This window comes from Methanopyrus sp. SNP6 (genome assembly GCF_002201895.1).
Classification (GTDB): Archaea; JAADCQ01; Methanopyri; order Methanopyrales; family Methanopyraceae; genus Methanopyrus.
The window spans coordinates 670,338-689,987 of sequence record NZ_CP019436.1 but is presented as its reverse complement, the minus strand read 5'-3'; the positions used below and the strand labels follow the sequence as shown (position 1 = coordinate 689,987).

The 19,650-nt window shown below is 56.9% G+C and carries 24 protein-coding genes; 17 read left to right on the top strand and 7 right to left on the bottom strand.

From position 1 onward, the window contains the following. Positions 1–6 precede the first annotated feature (6 nt). Positions 7–1,626 carry a cell division FtsA domain-containing protein gene (locus tag BW921_RS03900; RefSeq protein WP_236953794.1) on the top strand — a complete coding sequence of 540 codons (1,620 nt, stop codon included), beginning with the start codon at positions 7–9 and terminating at the stop codon, positions 1,624–1,626. Further along, positions 1,613–2,185, top strand: coding sequence for a hypothetical protein (locus BW921_RS03895; protein WP_148688647.1), 573 nt, complete (start codon positions 1,613–1,615; stop codon positions 2,183–2,185). The genes BW921_RS03900 and BW921_RS03895 overlap by 14 nt, the downstream gene beginning before the upstream one ends. Positions 2,186–2,188: 3 nt before the next feature. On the opposite strand, the gene BW921_RS03890 is transcribed toward BW921_RS03895, so the two are convergent. Further along, positions 2,189–2,701 carry a multiprotein bridging factor aMBF1 gene (locus BW921_RS03890; RefSeq protein WP_148688646.1) on the bottom strand — a complete coding sequence of 171 codons (513 nt, stop codon included), beginning with the start codon at positions 2,699–2,701 and terminating at the stop codon, positions 2,189–2,191. A gap of 91 nt (positions 2,702–2,792) precedes the next feature. Between BW921_RS03890 and BW921_RS03885 the strand changes: the two genes are divergently transcribed. Genes BW921_RS03885 through BW921_RS03875 form a run of 3 tightly spaced genes read left to right on the top strand, consistent with a single transcriptional unit; the run spans position 2,793 to position 4,655 of the window. Further along, a complete protein-coding gene (locus tag BW921_RS03885; protein WP_148688645.1) occupies positions 2,793–3,191 on the top strand; it encodes a hypothetical protein in 399 nt (132 codons plus the stop codon). A 16-nt stretch (positions 3,192–3,207) separates the two neighbouring features. Next, a complete protein-coding gene (locus BW921_RS03880) occupies positions 3,208–3,702 on the top strand; it encodes a thiamine pyrophosphate-dependent enzyme (RefSeq protein WP_148688644.1) in 495 nt (164 codons plus the stop codon). Continuing rightward, on the top strand, positions 3,678–4,655 hold the full coding sequence (locus BW921_RS03875; RefSeq protein WP_148688643.1) for a hypothetical protein: 978 nt from the start codon (positions 3,678–3,680) through the stop codon (positions 4,653–4,655). The genes BW921_RS03880 and BW921_RS03875 overlap by 25 nt, the downstream gene beginning before the upstream one ends. A 21-nt stretch (positions 4,656–4,676) precedes the next feature. Here BW921_RS03875 and nadC read toward each other — a convergent pair whose 3' ends face one another. After that, positions 4,677–5,522 carry a carboxylating nicotinate-nucleotide diphosphorylase gene (gene nadC / locus BW921_RS03870; protein ID WP_148688642.1) on the bottom strand — a complete coding sequence of 282 codons (846 nt, stop codon included), beginning with the start codon at positions 5,520–5,522 and terminating at the stop codon, positions 4,677–4,679. Between the two features lie 133 nt (positions 5,523–5,655). Continuing rightward, positions 5,656–6,615, bottom strand: coding sequence for a DUF1152 domain-containing protein (locus BW921_RS03865; protein WP_168168723.1), 960 nt, complete (start codon positions 6,613–6,615; stop codon positions 5,656–5,658). A gap of 25 nt (positions 6,616–6,640) precedes the next feature. Here BW921_RS03865 and BW921_RS03860 point away from each other — a divergent pair, with 25 nt between their 5' ends. The 12 genes from BW921_RS03860 to BW921_RS03805 all read left to right on the top strand — a co-directional run bounded on the left by BW921_RS03860 (position 6,641) and on the right by BW921_RS03805 (position 17,094). Then, positions 6,641–7,993 carry an RsmB/NOP family class I SAM-dependent RNA methyltransferase gene (locus BW921_RS03860; RefSeq protein WP_168168722.1) on the top strand — a complete coding sequence of 451 codons (1,353 nt, stop codon included), beginning with the start codon at positions 6,641–6,643 and terminating at the stop codon, positions 7,991–7,993. 50 nt (positions 7,994–8,043) lie between these two features. Beyond that, positions 8,044–8,703: a hypothetical protein gene (locus BW921_RS03855; RefSeq protein ID WP_168168721.1), complete on the top strand. Its 660-nt coding sequence runs from the start codon at positions 8,044–8,046 to the stop codon at positions 8,701–8,703. A 172-nt stretch (positions 8,704–8,875) separates the two neighbouring features. Further along, a complete protein-coding gene (gene sepS, locus BW921_RS03850; RefSeq protein WP_148688638.1) occupies positions 8,876–10,510 on the top strand; it encodes an O-phosphoserine--tRNA ligase in 1,635 nt (544 codons plus the stop codon). Positions 10,511–10,570: 60 nt separating this feature from the next. Further along, positions 10,571–11,311 carry a stage II sporulation protein M gene (locus tag BW921_RS03845; RefSeq protein ID WP_148688637.1) on the top strand — a complete coding sequence of 247 codons (741 nt, stop codon included), beginning with the start codon at positions 10,571–10,573 and terminating at the stop codon, positions 11,309–11,311. Beyond that, the gene (gene trpE / locus BW921_RS03840; protein WP_210400498.1) at positions 11,302–12,708 is read left to right on the top strand and encodes an anthranilate synthase component I; all 1,407 of its coding nucleotides are present in this window, start codon (positions 11,302–11,304) and stop codon (positions 12,706–12,708) included. The genes BW921_RS03845 and trpE overlap by 10 nt, the downstream gene beginning before the upstream one ends. Further along, a complete protein-coding gene (locus BW921_RS03835) occupies positions 12,683–13,261 on the top strand; it encodes an aminodeoxychorismate/anthranilate synthase component II (RefSeq protein WP_148688635.1) in 579 nt (192 codons plus the stop codon). Before trpE ends, BW921_RS03835 begins: the two co-directional genes overlap by 26 nt. Positions 13,262–13,266: 5 nt before the next feature. Next, positions 13,267–13,995 carry a 2,3,4,5-tetrahydropyridine-2,6-dicarboxylate N-acetyltransferase gene (dapD, locus tag BW921_RS03830; protein ID WP_168168720.1) on the top strand — a complete coding sequence of 243 codons (729 nt, stop codon included), beginning with the start codon at positions 13,267–13,269 and terminating at the stop codon, positions 13,993–13,995. Positions 13,996–14,024: 29 nt separating this feature from the next. Next, positions 14,025–14,864, top strand: coding sequence for a diaminopimelate epimerase (gene dapF / locus BW921_RS03825; RefSeq protein ID WP_148688633.1), 840 nt, complete (start codon positions 14,025–14,027; stop codon positions 14,862–14,864). Then, the gene (surE, locus tag BW921_RS03820; RefSeq protein WP_210400497.1) at positions 14,782–15,567 is read left to right on the top strand and encodes a 5'/3'-nucleotidase SurE; all 786 of its coding nucleotides are present in this window, start codon (positions 14,782–14,784) and stop codon (positions 15,565–15,567) included. The genes dapF and surE overlap by 83 nt, the downstream gene beginning before the upstream one ends. 3 nt (positions 15,568–15,570) lie before the next feature. Continuing rightward, a complete protein-coding gene (locus tag BW921_RS03815; RefSeq protein ID WP_148688632.1) occupies positions 15,571–15,969 on the top strand; it encodes a hypothetical protein in 399 nt (132 codons plus the stop codon). Then, positions 15,966–16,337: a hypothetical protein gene (locus BW921_RS03810; RefSeq protein WP_088335601.1), complete on the top strand. Its 372-nt coding sequence runs from the start codon at positions 15,966–15,968 to the stop codon at positions 16,335–16,337. The genes BW921_RS03815 and BW921_RS03810 overlap by 4 nt, the downstream gene beginning before the upstream one ends. Positions 16,338–16,353: 16 nt before the next feature. Next, positions 16,354–17,094: a sulfide-dependent adenosine diphosphate thiazole synthase gene (locus BW921_RS03805; RefSeq protein WP_236953777.1), complete on the top strand. Its 741-nt coding sequence runs from the start codon at positions 16,354–16,356 to the stop codon at positions 17,092–17,094. Here BW921_RS03805 and aroD read toward each other — a convergent pair. The 4 genes from aroD to BW921_RS03785 all read right to left on the bottom strand — a co-directional run bounded on the left by aroD (position 17,086) and on the right by BW921_RS03785 (position 19,649). Further along, positions 17,086–17,733 carry a type I 3-dehydroquinate dehydratase gene (gene aroD / locus BW921_RS03800; RefSeq protein WP_148688630.1) on the bottom strand — a complete coding sequence of 216 codons (648 nt, stop codon included), beginning with the start codon at positions 17,731–17,733 and terminating at the stop codon, positions 17,086–17,088. The genes BW921_RS03805 and aroD overlap by 9 nt on opposite strands. A gap of 13 nt (positions 17,734–17,746) precedes the next feature. Next, entirely contained in the window at positions 17,747–18,181 is a 435-nt protein-coding gene (gene cfbA, locus BW921_RS03795) for a sirohydrochlorin nickelochelatase (RefSeq protein WP_088335598.1), read from the bottom strand. Positions 18,182–18,185: 4 nt separating this feature from the next. Continuing rightward, a complete protein-coding gene (locus BW921_RS03790; RefSeq protein ID WP_148688629.1) occupies positions 18,186–18,791 on the bottom strand; it encodes an N-formylglutamate amidohydrolase in 606 nt (201 codons plus the stop codon). 126 nt (positions 18,792–18,917) lie between these two features. Continuing rightward, complete coding sequence (locus BW921_RS03785; RefSeq protein ID WP_148688628.1) at positions 18,918–19,649, bottom strand: amidohydrolase family protein; 732 nt, start codon at positions 19,647–19,649, stop codon at positions 18,918–18,920. Position 19,650 lies beyond the last annotated feature (1 nt).

Here is a 19,650-nt window from a genome sequence, read left to right as displayed (position 1 = left end):
TTGCACGTGATCGCCGTAGACTTGGGTACCGAGGTGATTTCAGCCGCCGTAGGGCGGCTCAGGAATGGTAACTTGATGGTCAAGGGGTACAGTGAGCGGTACATTCTCGACCCCACGATCATGGAGCGAGGGAACGTCAGATACGTGAAGGGCGTGAGCCGGATAGTCAAGAAAACAGTCGAAGAAGCGCTTCGTGATGCAGGGGTCAGTCCTTCGGACGTAGAGGGAATCGGATTATCGATGACGGGAGACAAGTTTACTATGGTGGAAGCGGAAGCTAGCGTGAGTCCCGAAGGAAAGCTTCGCATGGATGACATAGGATACGCGCTGGCGCACCGCTTGGAGTTCTCCCCCGAGAACTGGCCCGTCTCCGTCGATATAGTGGATCTCAAGGTCGATGGTGCAGAAGTAGACCCAAGAGAACTCGGGGCAGACCACCCAGATGGTCTCATCGGATCCCAGGTCTCTTACTTGCAGTTCAGAGCCATAGTATCGAACACAAGCTTGGGACTCATCAATAACATAGAGCGCATCGCCAGGCTTCTTAATATGAAGTTAATCACGATTTCGGTCGAACCCCTCGCCGTAGCCAAAGCGATCAGGGACTATAAAATCGAGAGCTGTCTCCTAATTGATTCCGGAGGAGGTACTACAGACATCTCTGTCGTGCGTGACACGCTTGTGGAAGTGTGTCATTCCATTAAAGTCGGCGGACGTGATTTCACCTTAGCCATAGCTAATGATTTGGGACTCACATATGAAGAAGCGGAAAATATCAAAAAGAAGGTCAATTCACCGATGGCCGACTCGGAACTTTCGCGGTACGACCTCACCCGCCGTGAGGTGTTGGAGATTATCGAGGAGGTTGCGGAGTACGTCCGGGACGCCGTGAGATCGGCTGTTAAGAGCATCATCAGGAGCTTAGATATGAACGTCCCGGAGCGGGTCGAGTTGTACGGAGGAGGGGTCTTGCTCGACCAAGCTGAAACGGCCGTCCGGGAGGCCATTCTCGACGCCTACCGTGATTACCTGGGAATAGTACCCAAGGTGGAGATGCTCGAAGCTTCGAAGATACCACACATCGGAAAGCAACTCGCGGGACCCATGCGTGTAGTGGCGGTCTCCGTACTCCGCGATACCGCCCTGTGTCAGCAGTGCTCCGGTCGTGACGTGAAAGTGGTCATCGACGAGTTCCGCGCTCCCGAAGGTCGGTATTACCTCGAAGTAGGGGGCCAGATCGAGGATTCCGTAAAGATCCCGAGGAAGACGGGGCTGAAAGAAGCCATCATCAGCGCCATTAAGGAAATAATCCTGATGCAACCAGCGCCCGTAACAGCGGAACTCCGTGGTCGGGCGTACGCTGGTACGGTAACCATCAAGTTCGAAGGAGCAGACAGCACGGACGACGTCGACGGCGTTAAGGTGAACGTCAGTGGGTCGGAAGTGGGAGATACCGTGGACACGCTTCCGAAGGAGTACAAAATAGTTCAAGTTAAGGAGATGGGGCCCATTCTCATCCCGGTAGACGAACTTCATGAGGTCGAGGGTGGAGTAAGTGAGACGGCAGGCAACATTACTGGTCTTAAGGAGGGGCTGGACGATTCCGGAGGTAATGAGCCTCGTTAAGTCCGCGAAGAACGATGTGGTGATAGTGATAGGTGAGATAGACGAGTTCAATAAAGGTATCCTTTCTTCGGTGTGTAAAGAAACCGGGAAGGTGATCCTATTCGGTGAGGATTATCTCGATAAGTTCTCCATCGATGAGAAGCTCGAAACTTCCGAGGAATCGCTTCCGATTAAGCGTTGTGATGTGGCGATAGTTGATGAAGGCACGGAGGTCGATGGGAAGCTTCTCCTGGACGTTCCCGCGGACGAGTACACCATCAACGAGGTACTCTCTCTGGTCAAAGAGCAGTTCAAAGAAGTGTGCGACTATGAGCGTGGTGTGGAAGCAGACGTACTCTTGGTCATCGATAGTGACCGTGGTCGACTACGAATATACTCGAACGGTGACGAGGGTGAGGCTGAAGATAAAGCTCGGGAGCTCTGCATGAAGGTGGCAGAGCGCGTGGTGGAGGAACGTCGCAGCGCACATATCGACACCCGAACTTACGGATTCGCCTTGGTTTCGGTTGCTCTAGCGATCGTTGTGGTCACGTTGATACTTCGCACGTCTCTAGTGTAACGCTCACTTCTTCCTAATTTCTACCACATCACCTAACGTCAGCTCGTCGCTCTCTATTCCCACGGATCCGGTGTCCTCTTCACTCACCCGCTCTAGGAGCTCTATTTCCAAAACCCGCTCCAGCTTGCGCGCCAACTCGACGTCCGGTTCCATCTTACCAGACTCAATACGTCGGATCACCGAAACCTTCTCCCCGATCTTCCTAGCTAGGTCCTTCTGGCTCCAACCTCTACGTTCTCTAGCCTCGCGGACGCGCTCGTCATAATCTGGGACTACCTCCAGACCCTCGCTGAAGGGATCGAGCCCTCTCGGTCTTCGTCTTGCGCCGATGAGTCTGCGCCGTGGACGCTGCTCACGCTGCGTCCGTTCCTCACGGCGAAGTCCCGGCTTGACTACCTTCCGGCCGAACTTGGCACATTCCTCGCACACTCGCAGTTCCGATCCTTCCACCTTCACGACCTTAGGTCGACCGTCGACCACGCGTCCGCATATCTCGCACCTAGTTCGCTCTTCCAACGGACTACCCCTCCGAGAGCGAGTGTCGCAGGCTATCCGGAATGAAGAACCCAAATAAGGGTGCCGGTCCCGAGCTGACGGGGGGACCGATTTGCCAACACCGGTGCTGCGAGGGGAAACCGTGCGCGGTGAGGGCAAGGTAATCGGTGAGGTCATCCACATAACTCACCCGGACCGTATAGTCGAGATCGAGGAGGGGCAAGTAGTCTTCACTCAAGACCTCGGCGGAGCCTACGACACGTACCCCGAAGTAATGGGTGCCGTCGCCATAATCTGTACCGGGGATGTTCGGACGCTCTCCGAAGACGGAGCCATCCCCGTTGTAAAAGAGGCGAAACCTATCGACGATGACGTAAAGGACCTCCTAGTGGAGCCCGAGATACCCGAAGATGCACCCTGTCACGGCGAAGAGCACGAGCATCTCATGCCTCCAGAGGGTAGTGAAGTGGAGGTGGACTTGGACAAAGGTATAGTGTACCTGCTGGAATAATAGTGAGGGAACGACGTTGCGGCCGGAGGAGGCTCTCCTCGCACTTCGGGAGGTCTTGGAAGAGAGAGATCGAGTGATCGTGGACTTAGGTGATCACACCATTGCCGCTGCTAAAGTAGGCTTGGATCCGGACGGAGGCACGGGCGCGTTGGGCGGCTCGATGTCCGTGGCGTTGGGTCACTGCCTCAGGATCGACGATGGGAGGGTTTACTGTATCGTCGGCGACGGTGGATTCTTCATGCATTTGCACACTTTGGCTACCGTAACTCAGAACCGCAACCGCTTCGAGAACCTGACGGTAGTGGTCGTAACCGACGAGGTGTGGGGAATGACGGGAGGCCAGGAGAACCCTGCCGTTCACACCTCACCGGCCGAGATAGCCCGCTCCATGGGTTTCGATCCAGCCGAGACCGCCGAAAGCGTCGAAGAGGCACTGGAGGTGCTGAAGAGGTGTCGGAAGGAAGGACCGAGTTTAGTGGAGATGAGGTGTCGACCGATCACCTACCTGTAGGGTCATACGAGGTCATCCGCGCCCTTCACGACCTCGAACCTGACGCCGTGGCGTACCTGCCGGGGTTCCCGCTCAACGAGGTCGTCCGAGAACTGGAGGAAGGTGATCATCCGTTCGAGGTCATACCCGTCGCCTCCGAGTTTGACGCGGTCGGAATCGTGATCGGCCTCGCCCAAACCAACGGCTACGGTGTCGCCGTGCTCAAGGATAAGGGTGCTTACGTTGCCGCCCAATTCCTAGCCGAGGAAGGTGACTGGCCCGGACTCCTAATTATCGGCTTGGATGCTGACGGCCGCGGTTCCTATACATGCTCCGTCGAGCTCCCTGACGTCCTACGCGATCTGAAACTCCGCGTCGAGATCCCCGAGACTCAAGATGACATCTACGAGACCATCCTAGACGCCGCAGAATCCTCCGAGGATGAGCATAGGCTTGCCTGCGTAGTCCTTACCGAAGACCTTCTGCTTTCGAGCCATCCGCCTGGAAAGCCCGAGGTCGAACCCACCGGAGAAGCCGATTGGGACGAGCTCCTCCGTGCCATCAATCTCTATGATACCGTCGCAGTAGTAGTCGGTAAGGGTGTCTTAGGTGACATTTCAGGGAACCTACCGGCGTTCACATCTTCCCTCAATGACGAACGGGATGCATTGAACCGTCTCGTCAAAATTCTCGAAGGATTAGGTCTCGACGTCCGCTTGTACTGTACTAAGCATGCTTCCAAGTTCCTCCCCGGGATCCCACCAACGGGTGTCAACACGGGTAACGTCGTCGAGGAGAAACTGCTGATTCTCATCGGTGCTTCTTACGACACATTCGCCGTCGACTTCCGCTCCGACTTCGTGGTCTCCGTCAACCCGGATCCCGACGCGTACGCTCACCGCGTCGCCGACGCTCGGTTCGTGATGACCTTGGGAGATTTCGTTCACGAGCTCGAGTACCGTTTTCGTAAGTGAGGATACGATCCCGGCATCCTTTCATGGCATTCGAACCCGCATGCTAAGATCCAAGGCCGGCGCGGAGTGTGTCAACCACCCGAGCGAGATCACGTCAACTCCGGTTTCCGCGTACTCGGGTGCGTTCTCGGGCGTAATGCCGCCGGAAGCTTCTAGGATCACATCTTCACGGACTTTTCGAACCTCGTTCACCGCCCGCCGGACCTCCGCCGGTTTCATATTATCCAGTAACACGTGATTCGCACCCGCCTTCGCGGCCTCAACGGCGTCTTCGATCGACTCGACTTCCACACCGATTACTTTGGTGAAACCCACCCGTTCCCTTGCCCGCCTCACGGCATCCCGGACCGATCCGACCAGCGTCAGGTGGTTATCTTTGATCAGAACGGCATCGTCCAGGCCGAACCGGTGAGGATCTCCTCCCCCATCCGATACCGCCTTCTTCTCGAGAAACCCCGTGATTGGGTGGACTTTCCTGGTCGCGGCTACAATAACGTCCGGATTCACCTCACGGACTCTCTCGACGACCTTCCGAGTAGCCGTCGCGATCCCGGACAGCCGCATGAGGAAGTTGAGCGCAACCCGTTCCGCTGCGAGTAGGGACGTAGCCTCTCCATAGGCTTTCAGCACGATGTCACCGGGTTGAATTCGTTCGCCGTCCTCAACTAGCGTGTCGACTTCGCAGTCTAGGAGTTCAAACGTCAGTCGGGCCGGGAGCGTTCCCGAAACGACGCCCTCCTCTTTCGCCACGATCTCCGCCTCTGCCCGATCACCTTCTACGATGGAGGAGGTGAGATCCGCACGGCCGATGTCTTCCGCCAGTGCTAGCTCCACGATCTTCCGTACCTTGACCTCATTCAGGAGCACGACCGATCTCCCCTGTTGTAGGTGGAAGGGATCAAATGCACAGCGTTACTCGACGTCGGTGTGTATCTAAACTTCCACGATCCTTCGGCAGGTGCGTCGGATACGGGGATGGTTGTTACTCCGTAACCGAAGCTCAGCGCTCGGCCCTCTCACGCTCCCAGTCGAGTTCGGTTTTGATGTCGAGCTCCTCCCGGATGCGTTCGTGGGCTTCTTCCACACTCTCGGTGCTGTCCACGATCTTGCATAGGAGACTATTACGCGCGACGACTTCCGGGTCGAAGTAGAAGGTACACACCGACGCCGGCCCGAGCTCCACGGTCCTGTACCCTCCTCGAATCTCCAGCGGTCCGAACTCGCCCTCGACAGCCGCCCTTAAGGGAATCAAACTGGCCTCCGTCTCCACCACCTCCGCCAACTTCTTCAGGAACTCTACATCGCGTCCGGTGAGTCCGATCGCCCCGAGGTAACCACCCTCAGCCGCTATTTCGGAGAACCTCCGCCGGAGCTCTTCTCTGGTTAGCTCACCGTCGGACCCCCAGCCGAAAACTCCGAGCACGGCCTCTTCGAGCTTCGACAGCGAACAAGTCATGATAGAATCGGCCAGTTGGCTCTCGACTCCGGGCTCGTCACCCCTAGCTAACGCGTCTCCACCCACGTCGATTCCGAAGACAACGTCCAGCTCGAAGTGTTCGATCAGCGCCTTGAGGCCGTCCACGGTTCCTTTCACGCCTCCACTGACGTCCACCAGTACGACCTCCACGTCGCGGTGCCCCATCCTCCTCAATACGCGTCGGACGCGTGACTCCGCGAACTCCCGTCCCAGTTTAGGCCTCGCCCTCCCGCGGAGTATTCCAATACGCTCGTGGATCCATTCAACGTCTCCTATGATTTCGTCGCGCGATCGAGGACCGGGCTCCGGATCGACGACGGCACGCTCCCAGGTAAGCCCTCCGAGGACCAAGCGCTCCGGCTCGATCCCTTCTCTCACCCATCGGTATGTGTGACAGGCTCCAACGATATCGCCACCGCCTCCGATACCCAAGATGGCAACGGTACTAGGCTCCTCGATCCCGGCCACTTCGGCTAAGTACAAGTCACTAGAACCCCGGGGTGATCTGTTGAGCCTCAGCAGACAGGAACTTACGGCACGCGTATTCGTCGAGTGGGAGGGGACGCGACGTTCGCTTCGTGAGTGCGTTAAGAAGGTGCTGCTGAACGAAGGAGTCCGGGACCATCGCGTCTGGGGCACCATCCACGCGTACTGCTTCGAGCTGATGAAGCACCTCCGCACGGTCGACGCGTTCCTGGAGGCGACGATACGGAACGCGAGGCTTTTCGACCTTGATTTGTGGGTTAGGAACGCCCTCAGGGTCGGTACGTTCGAGATGAAATTCAACGGCGTGAAGCCCGCGATCGCCACGAACGAGGCCGTGAAAATCGTCGTGGAGCGTGCCGGGGGTCCCGCCCGGTTCGTGAACGCCGTCCTCTACGACGTCGAACAGCTCGAGCTTTCCGACGTACTGGATCGGGCTAGGGACACCGTGGAGCTCCTGTCGATCGAGTACTCCCATCCGGAATGGTTCGTCAAGCACCTGATGGACCTACTGGGTGAAAACGAGCTGACGAAGTTGATGGACGCTAACAACCGCGAGCCCGAGCGTTACCTTCGAGTTAACGCTCACATGGTGGATCCGGACAAGGCCATACTGGCGCTGGAGGACGACGGGGTAATCGTGGAGGAAGATCCAGACTTACCGCTCATGCTGCGGGTAGTGGATTATGACGTACCTCCCGTCAGGACCGAGCCTTACCGCCGAGGTTGGGTGGCCTATCAGGATAAGGCGTCCGCGGCCGCCGCTTACGCGCTGCGGCCGGAGCCCGGAGATCGTGTGCTCGACGCTTGTGCGGCTCCCGGTGGGAAGTCGGCGTACTTGTACGCTCTGACGGAAGGCGAGATCGAGCTCACGTGCGTAGACGTGAACCCCAAGCGCCTTAGGGAGATGCGTCGTAACTTCCGCCGATGGAGGGTCGAAGCCAGGCTTCGCAGGACGGACTCATCCCGGCTCTACCGTGAAACCGACGAGACGTTCGACCTTGCTCTCGTGGACCCACCCTGTTCGAGCTCCGGGGCTTACGTTCGGGCACCTGAGGCCAAGTGGACCGTCAAGTGGAGACACGTGAAGAGATACGCCCGCGGCCAGCTCTCGATTCTCCGTGGCGTCGCGCCGCTGGTGGAAAGAGCCCTCGTGTACTCCACGTGCTCGGTCACCGTAGTGGAGGACGAGTCCGTGGTACGCCGCTTCTTGCGCGAGTTCGACGAATTCGACGTGGAAGAACCTCTCAGGTTCGGCTCGCCCGGCTTCGAGTCCTGGATGAACGAGAGATACCCCTGGGCGGATCGAGTACGCAGGTTCTGGCCTCATCGTCACCGTACGGAGGGATTCTTCGTAGCTCGGCTGGTCCGGGGATAGTGCGATGATGGCTTATCTCAGTGGGGGACCCTCATCGTATGGGGACGTCCGTGTCCGAGATCGAGAACTTGCGTGAGATCATCGAGAACATCCGCGAGGAGCTTGACGCGCTGGACGAGGCTAGGGACGAGGCACAGGTGATCCTGCGGGACCTCCACAAGCTGAGCTCGGAGGCAGTGTACGAGGTACACCGTGGGAACTTGGAGGGAGCCCGGAAGAAGTTGGATGAAGCCGCCGAACTGGTTTCGGAGCTCCATGAGCTCCTAGGCGATTTCCCGGAACTGCTCCGCACTGGGTTCGCCGAGAACCACCTACAGGAGTACGCCGAAGCGGAGATCCTGTACTCGATCGTGAAAAACCGTAAGGCACCCTCGCCCGAGGAGATCAACTTGAGTCCTCGAGCTTACCTGCTGGGACTGTTGGACGCCGTAGGCGAGCTCAGAAGGATCGTCGTGGACGCGCTGAGGGAGGGCGACCTGGACCGGGCCGAGGAATTCCTCAACGTGATGGAGGAGATATACTCGCTGACGATGACGTTCGACTACCCGAGGGCTGTCGTCCCCAATCTTAAGAGGAAGCAGGACGTAGTCCGGTCCCTCCTCGAGAGGACCAGGAGTGAGGTCACCATCGCAGGTAAGACGGAAGAGTTGAAGAGGACGTTGGAACGAGGTGGTGTCGAGGACGACTCGTGGAAGGACTTTCCCGATTAAGCTTCGGTAACAGGAGGGATACTGAAGAGGGTTCCGGGCTGTTCTCGCGGTGCGATCGGAGCGTGCACTGGATCCTCCGATCGCACACCACTTCACGTCCCGCGGTCAACTCTGACGCATCGCCGTAAGAGAAGAGTATGGACGGATTTAGTAAGTGAGGGGTAACCGAGTAATGCCGTTCGACCGTGACAAGCTGGAGGAACTGAAATCCTTAGCCCAGCGCGACTTCGATCGGGCCTGGAAAGAAGGTGCGAAGCTAGTTCAAAAACCGGGACTTCGGGACAGGTACCCGAAGCTCAAAGTGGAAACTGGCGAGCCCCATCCATTGTTCGAGACGATTCAGCAGCTGAGGGAAGCGTACCTGCGCGCAGGCTTCAAGGAGGTCGTGAATCCGGTTATCATTCCCGAGGAGGAAGTGTACAAGCAGTTCGGCCCGGAGGCTGCGGCTGTCTTGGATCGGTGCTTCTACCTCGCCGGACTCCCGCGTCCGGACGTGGGGTTGGGAGCGGACAAGGTCGGGAAGCTGGCGGAGGTGTTGGGCCGGGAACCGTCCGAAGAGGAGGTGGAACGACTGAGGGAAACCCTGCACGCGTACAAGAAGGGTGAGGTCGATGGTGACGAGTTGACACACGAGATCGCGGAGGCCCTTGACACGGATGACGGGACGGCGGTAAGGGTACTGGACGAAGTCTTTCCCGAGCTCAAGCGCATGAAGCCCGAACCGCTAGAGCCTCCGCTCACCCTCCGATCACACATGACCGCGGGTTGGTTTATAACGATCTCGGAGATACTGAAACGTGAGGACCCACCTCTGAGATTGTTCTCCATCGACAGGTGCTTCCGGCGTGAGCAGCGCGAGGACGAGAGTCACTTGATGACGTACCACTCCGCGTCGTGCGTCGTAGTCGGCGACGACGTGACCGTGGATACCGGGAAGGCAGTGGCGGAGGCGATCCTCCGGCAGTTTGGGTTCGAAGACTTCGAGTTCATACCCGACGAGAAGATGTCCAAGTACTACGTTCCCGGGACACAGACTGAGGTGTACGCCTATCACCCCGACCTGGAGGACTCCATCGAGGACGAGAATTTAGGACCGGGTTGGGTGGAGATAGCGACGTTCGGGCTGTACTCACCGGTGGCGCTGGCGGAGTACGGGATCGAATATCCGGTCATGAACCTCGGGATCGGCGTGGAACGACTTTGCATGGTCCTCCACGGTATCGACGACGTGCGTTCCCTTGCATATGTAGAGTACGAACCGTGGGAACCTTCGGATCTGGAGCTGGCTAGGATGATCGACTACGAGCGGAAGCCGGCTACGTCGTTCGGGGAACAGCTAGTCCGTGAGGTGGTGCGAGGGCTCCAGGAGCACGCCGACGAGGAGGGACCCGTGGAAGTCGAGTTGTTCCGCGGGGAGTTCGGCGATCGGAAGGTGGTAATCCACGCCGTCGAGGAAGAGAGGGGAGAACCTCTCGCGGGACCCGCGGCCTTCAACCGCGTTTACGTCCTCGATGGGAGCCTGTACGCCGTCCCGCCCGAGGGCGACTTCGGTCGTGAGATCCGCGAGAAAGGCGTGTATTCCGGAGTATCTTTCGAAGAAGGGCTGGCGGCGCGGCTGGCTTACGAAGTAGAGGAGCTGCTCGCGACCGGAGGGGGGGAGACCACGGTGTCAGTGCGTAAAGTGAGCCGCCCCTCTCAGGTTAACCTGAGTCTTCCTCGGAAGCTGTTGCGCTACGTAACCAAAAAAGGAGGTGAGATCAAAATTGAGGGGCCGGTGTTCGTGACATTCAGAGCCGAAGTCAGGTGACTGGGTCCCTCGTCACCACGTTCCGCAATCCGCCGTATTCATCATCCGGGGGGTACATCGGTGGGAAGTCCCTGGCGCTATATCGTGGCGGTGATCGACGTCTTCCTTATTTCGAGCTTACTGGGAATGATCACGTACTTCATGCTTCCTTCCCTTCCCGACATCGTCCTTCGGATTACGTGTCAGAAGGTGGAAGCACTCGCGCGTCTCCTACCCTTACCGATGGAGCGATTCACTATGTCTATCACGATATGGAACGCCATGGCGATACTAATGAGCACGTTCGGCGGCCTGGTAGCGTTAACTCTGGACCGGCTGGCGACGAGGTACGCTTCCGGCGTCTTCCGCAGAACCTTTGGTAACCCTCCGTACGCTCCGATCCTCGTCAAATTAGCTCGCAAGCTCGGGTTCGACGTACGGCGATATAAAGAGGCCGACGTGATACTGACGCTGAAACTCGGACCGCTGCTGGTTCCAGCGATCAACGGGTTCGCCGCTGGAGCCTTCGCGATGTGGATATTGCAGAACTTTGGCCCGGTCTCCCTACTGGGTGCGGCTTTACTCCCCCACGGAGTAATCGAATTCCCGATGCTGATCATCGCGGGAGCTATGGGCGTGCATCTGGCCGATTACTTGATCTATAGAGTCCGTCTCCACGAGCAGTGGCCTCGCGGGAACTTGGAGGTTCCAGGTTGGGTAATACGTAACATGGCCGTTTGTATCGCAGGCTTGATCGTCGCCGCGTACTTGGAAGTTCATGTAACACCGATAGTAGTAGGGTGTGCTATGAAGTGCGCTTGACGGTAAGAGAGTTAGACGTAGACAGGTCTCCTGACGAGGTTTACGCAGCCCTGAGGATGCTGTCCTCACACACGTTCCTACTCGAGTCAGCCGAGATCGGTGCCAGCGGCCGATACTCCTTCGTAGGTTTCTCACCTGCGCTCAAGGTAGAGTGTGTCGACGGTCGAGTCCGCGTGGACGTCGGTGATCCGGAGTACGCTGAATTGGTAGTCGAAGGTCGAAAGGAAACCGATGAGGACTACTTCCAACTCATGCGCCGAGTGTTCTCCCGGATCCCGAAGGTCGAGGGATCCGGATTCGTCGGCGGTCTCGTAGGCTACATATCGTACGATGTCGTCGAGGACTGGCTGGACATCAAGCCAACTACTATCGCCGACCCGGAGTGGCCGTCCTTCGAGCTGTGTCTCTACGACTCGGTGATACGCTTCGATCACTACGAGGATCGAGTTGAGCTGATTTCCGTCCATCCCGATGACTATGAGGTCGAGTGGACGGCGGAGGCGATCGAAGAGTGTGTTCGAGAAGTGAGTGGACGGACGGTCCCCAAGGTGTACAGGATGGGGGAACTGAGGCGGGACCTGGAGAAAGAGGAGTTCGAGGGCATCGTCGAGCGAGCGAAGGAGTACATAGTCTCTGGGGACATTTTCCAAGTCGTACTCTCGAGACGAGTGGAGGTGCGGGCGGTCGCGGATCCACTCGAAGTGTACCGGAGACTCCGCGACATCAACCCGTCCCCATACATGTACTGCCTGGAGTTTGGCGAGCGGAGGATAATCGGATCCAGCCCCGAGACGCTCGTCCGGTTAGAAGGTGATCACATCGTTACGAAACCCATAGCCGGCACTAGACCTCGAGGCAGTACCCCGGAAGAGGATAAGGAGCTGACCCGCGAGATGCTCAAAGACGAGAAAGAACTCGCAGAGCACGCGATGCTCGTAGACCTCGCCAGGAACGACGTTGGTAAAGTCTCAAAGCCCGGGACGGTCGAAGTCACGCGGCTTATGGAAGTTGAGAAATACAGCCATGTACAGCACATCGTGTCCGAGGTGGTGGGTGAGAGGAAAGATGGAGTCACCCCGTGGGACGTACTCCGTGCGACGTTTCCGGCCGGGACGGTTTCCGGGGCCCCTAAGGTGAGGGCTATGGAGATCATCGATGAGCTGGAAGTGTACAAGCGAGGTCCATACGCCGGAGGCGTCGGATACGTCAGCTGGACTGGAGATATGGACTTCGCGATATCGATCCGTACCATTTTCTCAACGGGTCGTCGATGGTTTACGCAGGCGGGTGCCGGTATCGTGTACGACTCGGTGCCTGAAAACGAGTGGTTCGAAACTGAAAATAAAATGAAGGCAATGGTGGGAGCTATCCTTGAGGAGACTAGTTCTGATCAATAATAAGGACAGTTTCGTGTACAATCTCTACCATTTATTCGCCTCGTATGATCTCGATTTGAAAGTAGTTTCCAACAAGGTACCGCTCTCCAGGCTCGAGCGGCTGCGCCCTGACGGTATCGTTGTCAGTCCCGGACCCGGGCACCCGGAACGAGACGCTGGGGTATCCGTGCCAGCTATCCGGAGGTTCGCTGGTGAGATCCCAATCTTAGGGGTGTGCTTAGGCCACCAGTGCATCGGAGTAGCGTACGGGGTGCAGATCCGTCGAGCTAAACGCATCGTCCACGGAAAGACATCGCCGATAGAACATGACGGGTCGGGAATCCTCTCAGGGCTTGAAAGTCCTTTCCAAGGTATGAGGTACCACTCACTGGTCATCGAAGAATCTTCCTTACCAGAAGAACTGCTACCGTGCGCGTGGTCGGGGGACGATGGAGAGCTCATGGCCATCAGGCACGCCGACTACGACGTGTACGGGGTGCAATTCCATCCTGAAAGCTTCATGACCGAGGGCGGGGACCGGATCGCTCGCAACTTCCTACAGCTACTGGGGTGAGACCGTTGTCGGGGCTGGATCCCGAAGAGCTGGTTAGGTACATTTCCAACAGTCCCAAACGCACGATTGCCAAATTCTACGTTAAAACCGACGATCCCGAAGGACTGGCCGAGCGCTTGGAGGAGCGCCTGGAGGACGCCAAGGTGTTCACTGGTATCGATCATGTCATCGTAGTTGGCGAGCATGACGATGTGGTTGAAGTGCTCGAGAGCGAGGATTCGGTGGAGTATTACCACAAAGAGCTGGATCACCGCAACAGGGCCGTGCCGTTGGCGGACTACTCAGAGTTCGAGGACGCCAGAATCGAGCCGGGCGCGATAATCCGAGAGAAGGTGAAGCTGGGCAAAGGAGTTGTGGTGATGATGGGAGCCGTAATTAACATCGGTGCCAAGATAGGCGACGGTACTATGGTCGATATGAACGCAGTCGTCGGTTCCCGGGCGGAAGTCGGTAAGAACGTACACATCGGTGCCGGTGCGGTCATCGCCGGTGTTCTCGAGCCTCCCAGCGCTAAACCAGTCGTGATCGAAGACGACGTCGTTATCGGGGCCAACTCCGTCATTCTCGAGGGAGTGAGGGTAGGGAAGGGGGCCGTGGTCGCGGCCGGTGCTGTCGTCACCGAAGACGTGCCGCCGGGTAAAGTTGTAGCCGGCGTACCCGCGCGTGTTGTCAAAGATGTGGATGAGAAGACCGAAGCAAAGACCCAGATAGTCGATGCACTCCGCCGCCTCTGAAACCCTGTCACTATCCTGGGGTAGGCACCATGCAATTTTGGAAAGTTCACGGTACTCGGAATGACTTCGTCCTTGTAGACGAAACCGAGGAAGAAGTGGTGCCTGAGAGTGATAAGCCTGACTTCGCGAGATGGGCGTGTAACCGACGGTCAGGTATAGGTGCCGACGGCGTGGTGTTCATACGTTCCGATCCTCCGAGTGTGGAGATGAGAGTGTTCAATCGGGACGGCTCCGAGGCCGAGTTCTGTGGGAATGCTGCGCGGTGTGTCGTGAAGTACGTGACGGAGGTGCGTGGAGAGAACGTTAAGGTCTTGAGAACGTTATCTGGAGTTCACCGAGTGGTGGTGCTGGGAGGTTGGATCGCTGTCGAGGTGCCCGAAGCCGAGATCAAGAAGGTGGTCGAGCTAGGTTACGAGGTGGACGCCGGTGTCCCGCACTTCGTTCGTCTCACTGAGCGGGATCCAGTTCGTGACTTCAGGAGCTTGACGGACGATGCCAAGGCTATTTTTTCCGAATATGAGTCGATAGGAGGTGTCAACGTAACCTACGCAGCACCCTCGGTGGAGGAATTGAGGGTCAGGACGTTCGAGCGTGGCGTCGGCTGGACGCCGGCGTGTGGGTCCGGAGTCGTCGCGGCTTCTCTAGTGTACTCAGAGATCTTTGGGCCGTTCGATGAAGTGAGTGTCCGGACGGCCGGAGGTAGCCTGCGCGTGTCGCTCTCCGACGGACCGTTGCTGATAGGGACGGCTGAGATCGTGTACAAGGGTGAACTGCGGGGTGATTGGCGTGAGAATACTGATCACCAACGACGACGGTATAGCCTCTCCCGGTCTCCGAGCGGCTGTCCGCGCCTGCAAAAGTGTAGGTGAAGTTACCGTAATAGCTCCTGCGACACAGCAGAGTGGTGTAGGGCGCAGTATCTCTCTACTCGAGCCGGTGCGGGTGGAAGAGATAGAAGTGGAAGGCATCGACGCGCTCGCGATCTCCGGTACACCGGCGGATGCCGTCCTCATCGGAGCGTTCTCCGTTATGGACGAGCCACCCGATCTGGTGGTGTCGGGAATCAACCTCGGAGAGAACGTCAGCGCTGATGTCACGACCTCTGGGACCGTCGGTGCCGCGCTGGAAGCTTATGGGAATGGCATTCCGGCCATAGCGATCTCGCAGGAGGTCCGTGACGCTAGAGCACGCGTGGACAACAGCGCCAAGAACGTCGACTTCACCTTAGCCATCAGGGTCTTAAAGGCCCTACTTGAAGGGATTCGAGGGGTGAATTGGAAGGGTGTCCTGAACGTCAACGTGCCCGATCCGGATCGCTGGAACGGAGAAATTAAAGTGGTTCCACTAGCTTCCACGATGTACCGGCCTAGAATAGAAGAACGATACGATCCACGTGGACGTCAATACTACTGGATCGATGGAGAGATCATTCAAGATCCGCCCGAAGGAACCGACTTGTACGAACTCCAGCGGGGTTCCATAGTAGTCACGCCTCTGACGATTGATATCACCGGAGACTTAGACGATGCGGAAAACGTTATCAAGGAGCTCCGGCGCGCCCTGCGGGGATAAAGGTTGCTCGTGAAGGTCCTGCTGCAACCTATGGTAATCTCCGTGCTCATCGGCTCGACAGCGTCCGTGGTAATAGCCTTCATGGCCCTCAAAACTTATTCGAGGAAGCTCCGTGTCAGGGAGCTCGAGCTGAAGGTCGAACGTGAGAAAGTCGAGCTCGTTAGGGCGGACCTCGAACGTCGGAAGCTTTTGGATCTGTTGTTTTACCTCCCGGAAGACACGCGTCTGGTGAAGAGACTGGGTGAGATTCGCTCGCTGCTCACGCGATTGGCGGAAAAATATATGGACGTCGAGACCCGGCTGACCGTGGTCGAACTCGAAACCGAATTAAAGCGTCTCGAGAATATCTCTAAGGACCTCGAGCGCGTGGAGGGCAACGTTAGAGGCGGTGGAAATGAATGACGATAGCCGAGTTTGTGGCAGTTGGTGTACTCACACTAGCCATTATTGTTGCGATCGCGCTCATAGTTCGCAGCCGTGAGGCTCCCGAAGGGGAGAGTCTCTCAATGCTCCGCGACAAGATTTCCTTGACTACCAGGTCAGACGTCATAACCAAGAAGGTTGACGAGCTGATCGAGCGTCGCGTGGAGGAGCTCATCGACAGCTGGGGATTGGCCACGACCGAAGACGTTGAGAAGGTAGAGAAGCGTGTTGACGCTCTCGATCGTAAGCTGAATGAGCTCGAGCAGAGGTTTAACGAGTTCCGCAACGACATCCGTCGCAAAGTCGAACGGTTGGAAAGCAGATTACGGGAACTCTCCTCTGAATAAACGTCCTCAGGGGTTCATGCGCGTGGAAAGGGAGATCACTTCCATTATTCTTAGGGAAGGTTATGAGTTTATTAACGATTGTTCCGAAAGTGACGTCATCGTAGTAGGAGCAGGACCGGCCGGGTTGACCTGTGCCTACGAGCTCGCGAAGAACGACGTTGACGTTACAGTAGTGGAGCGGAAACTGTACGTGGGGGGCGGTATGACCGGTGGAGGGATGCTGTTCCCAGCGGGTGTCATCATGGAGGAAACTGCCGAAGTACTGGAAGAAGTCGGAGTAGAACTCCGTCCCGCTGAGGCGGGTCTCCTAGTGTTCAACCCCGTCGAAGCCGCCGTTAAGCTAGCGAATGCGGCCCTTGAGGCTGGAGCGAGGATTCTAGTGGGTGTAGAGGTCGAGGACGTCATCGAGCGCCGCGGAAGAGTATGTGGCGTAGTGGTGAACTGGACGGCGGTGAACGCCGCTAACATGCACGTCGATCCGCTAGCTTTCGAGTCCGAGTATACCGTAGACGCAACCGGACACGAGGCTGCAGTCTGCAAGCTAGCGGGCATCGAAGTGAGTGGGGAGGGACCCATGTGGGCTGAGCGCGGGGAAGAACTCGTAGTGAAACATACCCAAGAGGTGAAGCCTGGACTGTTCGTCGCCGGCATGGCAGCGTCGGCGGTGAAGGGCGCGTATAGGATGGGGCCCATCTTTGGAGGGATGCTCGAGTCAGGAAAGAGAGCGGCGGAGGAGATCCTCGAGCGGCTAACCTAGTAATTCCAGCAACTTGCGTGTTTCCTCGACCGTCAGTTGCCCTGGTGCCGCTTTCTTCCTCACAGCGGCGTAAGTCGCGAACCCACCGATCAGAACACTCAATACCCTGGTGTACTTGGCCTCCTCTCCCATCGCGAATCCTATAGTGGGTGCTTCCGCCGTTCGTACTACTTCCAAAATCCGCAGAGCGTCTTCGTGTCCTCTGGCCATAGTGACGACTTTCGCAACGTCTCCTAATTCAGCGCATCGGTCCCTGATGCCGATCAGCTCCTCCTTAGGTGGCGTGTTTTTGAAGTTGTGGTACGACACGATCGTCTCACAAGACGGGCTTATGATCTCTTCCTCCGCTACGTCGATCTCCAAATCCACGTAGTCGGCCTCGGAGGATACCCGCTCCAGGATTTCGAGCCTCCTGTCTTCATCTCCTTTGTACAGTCCTCCCTCCTCTTCACGTCGGAGCGTCGCCACCACGCGTTCGTACTTAGTACACTCCCGTACGGCTCTGAGCGCCGTCGATAGGTCTAAGTTCTCCAAGTAATCGAGCCTGACTTCCAGAGCGTCCGCACCCTGCTCGACGGCCTCTATAGCCAGTTCTATCATGTCCTCGACGGTCCTACCTGTAAGAGTGGCGATGATCAAGCTGAAGCCCCGATTATCCCTCGCCTAACGCCTCTTTGATCCTATCGATGACTATCTTGGCGATTCTGGGATCAGCCCCGAGCGGCTCCGCGTACACTATCTCCGCATCTACGTCCACGGGCGTGTAGTCACGGTGATGATGGTGATGGTGGTGATGGTCCTCATCTTCGTCGTAGTCCCACTCCGGTTCCAGTCCCAGCATCTTCGGGATATCCCTCTTCGTATGCACACCGTGGGCCAGGAACACCGGTACGACGACTATCTTGTCGACACCGGACTCCGCCGCCCTCTTCACGGCTTCCTGAACGGTAGGTTCACACATCTCCATGAAACCTACCTCGACGGTCTCGAAGTCACCCATCTTTTCGACGTATTCAGCGATCTTTTCGACGACTTGCCGACTGTAGGGAAGCCGGCTCCCGTGCCCGACCAACACCACCGCTACCATGGTATTACACCTCCTCCAATACTGTATTAACGACTACGAGTACAGCCTGTACGGCTCTATATTCTCCTAACTCCCTTAGCTCCTCGGAGAGCTCCAGTTGAACGCCTTGAACGCGTTCTCCGTCGCAATGATACTCGAGTATGTCACCACCTTGGAATTCCTGCTCGAATCCCACGTCGAAACCGGCCTCTTCCAACCGCTTCACGATCTTGGACACGAGTTTCCCTTTCACAGATCGGCCACCTAAGGTTCCCAAGTCTACATCCGGCCGCACTGGATCGGACTCCATCCCGTGCACGTCGATTATGAACCTGACACCGTACCTTTTAATCAGCTCGTCGATACGACGTCGAAAGGGAGTGTTCCGTGCCCATTCGCGGTTGTAGTCCGCCGGGTTCCCGTCCTCCAGCTTAGCTCGCCTGCTGACGGTTGCTACTAAAGCGTACGCTCCGGTAGCTTGAGCCACCTTCCACGCGATTTCACCAGTGAATACGTCCGCGCCTGGACCCTGAGCGTGAGGTGCCGTTATTAGTACCGGCCGCGTCCCGGTGAGTTCTATATATCCGTTGATATCCATCCGAGTGCTGACCTTTCCATCTTCTAGTTCCAAATTAGGAGTCGTTCTTACTATTTTTAATACTAACTCTGAATCAATTCTTAACCTTTTTGAAATTTCATCGACAGTTATTGGCCCCTCATGTAAAACTAACTCTATAACCTTTGTACGAAGCAATCTTCACCGCAGCCCCAATATATTTGCAGCATTTTCCTCCAAGATTTTATCATGATTAACATCCGCCTCTTTTACGATCTCAAGTTGTACAGATGGACTACCATAAGGTGAATCTGACCCAAAAACTATTCGATCATCACCCACATGTTCTGCCGCTTTCTCAATTACTTTGGGGTCTTTTACCAACGATATTTCGAGATAAACATTCTCGTAATTTTCCGCCACCTCAATCGTTGCATCATACCCTAGCTCTTTACCCATATGCGCCATGATCAGCTGAACGTCAGGAACTTCCTCCGCCAACCTACCGACGCGGACGGGATCGGAGAACGGTTCACCGCGTGCGGTGTGGAGTATCACGGGTACTCCCAGGTCTGCGGCTTTTTCGACAACCCTCACGGCTTCGGGATCGTCGGGGTAGAACGATTGGCTCCTGGGGTGGAGCTTTACGCCTTTAAGCCCCAGCTCTTCCACGCATCTCTCTACCTCCTCTACGGCGCGTTCCTCGCAGTTCGGATCCACCCGACAGAAACCCACGAACTCATCGTACTCCTTGCACGCTTTCGCGATTCGCTCATTTGCTTTCGAGAAACACACTCCCGGATCAACATCATTGAACGGAAACACTACCGCGATATCTACGCCCGCTGCTTCCATCCTCGCCAGCAGCATCTGGGGTGTTTGAACTGTGCCGTCAATATCTTCTCCTAGATGGTTATGCACGTCTATGACCATT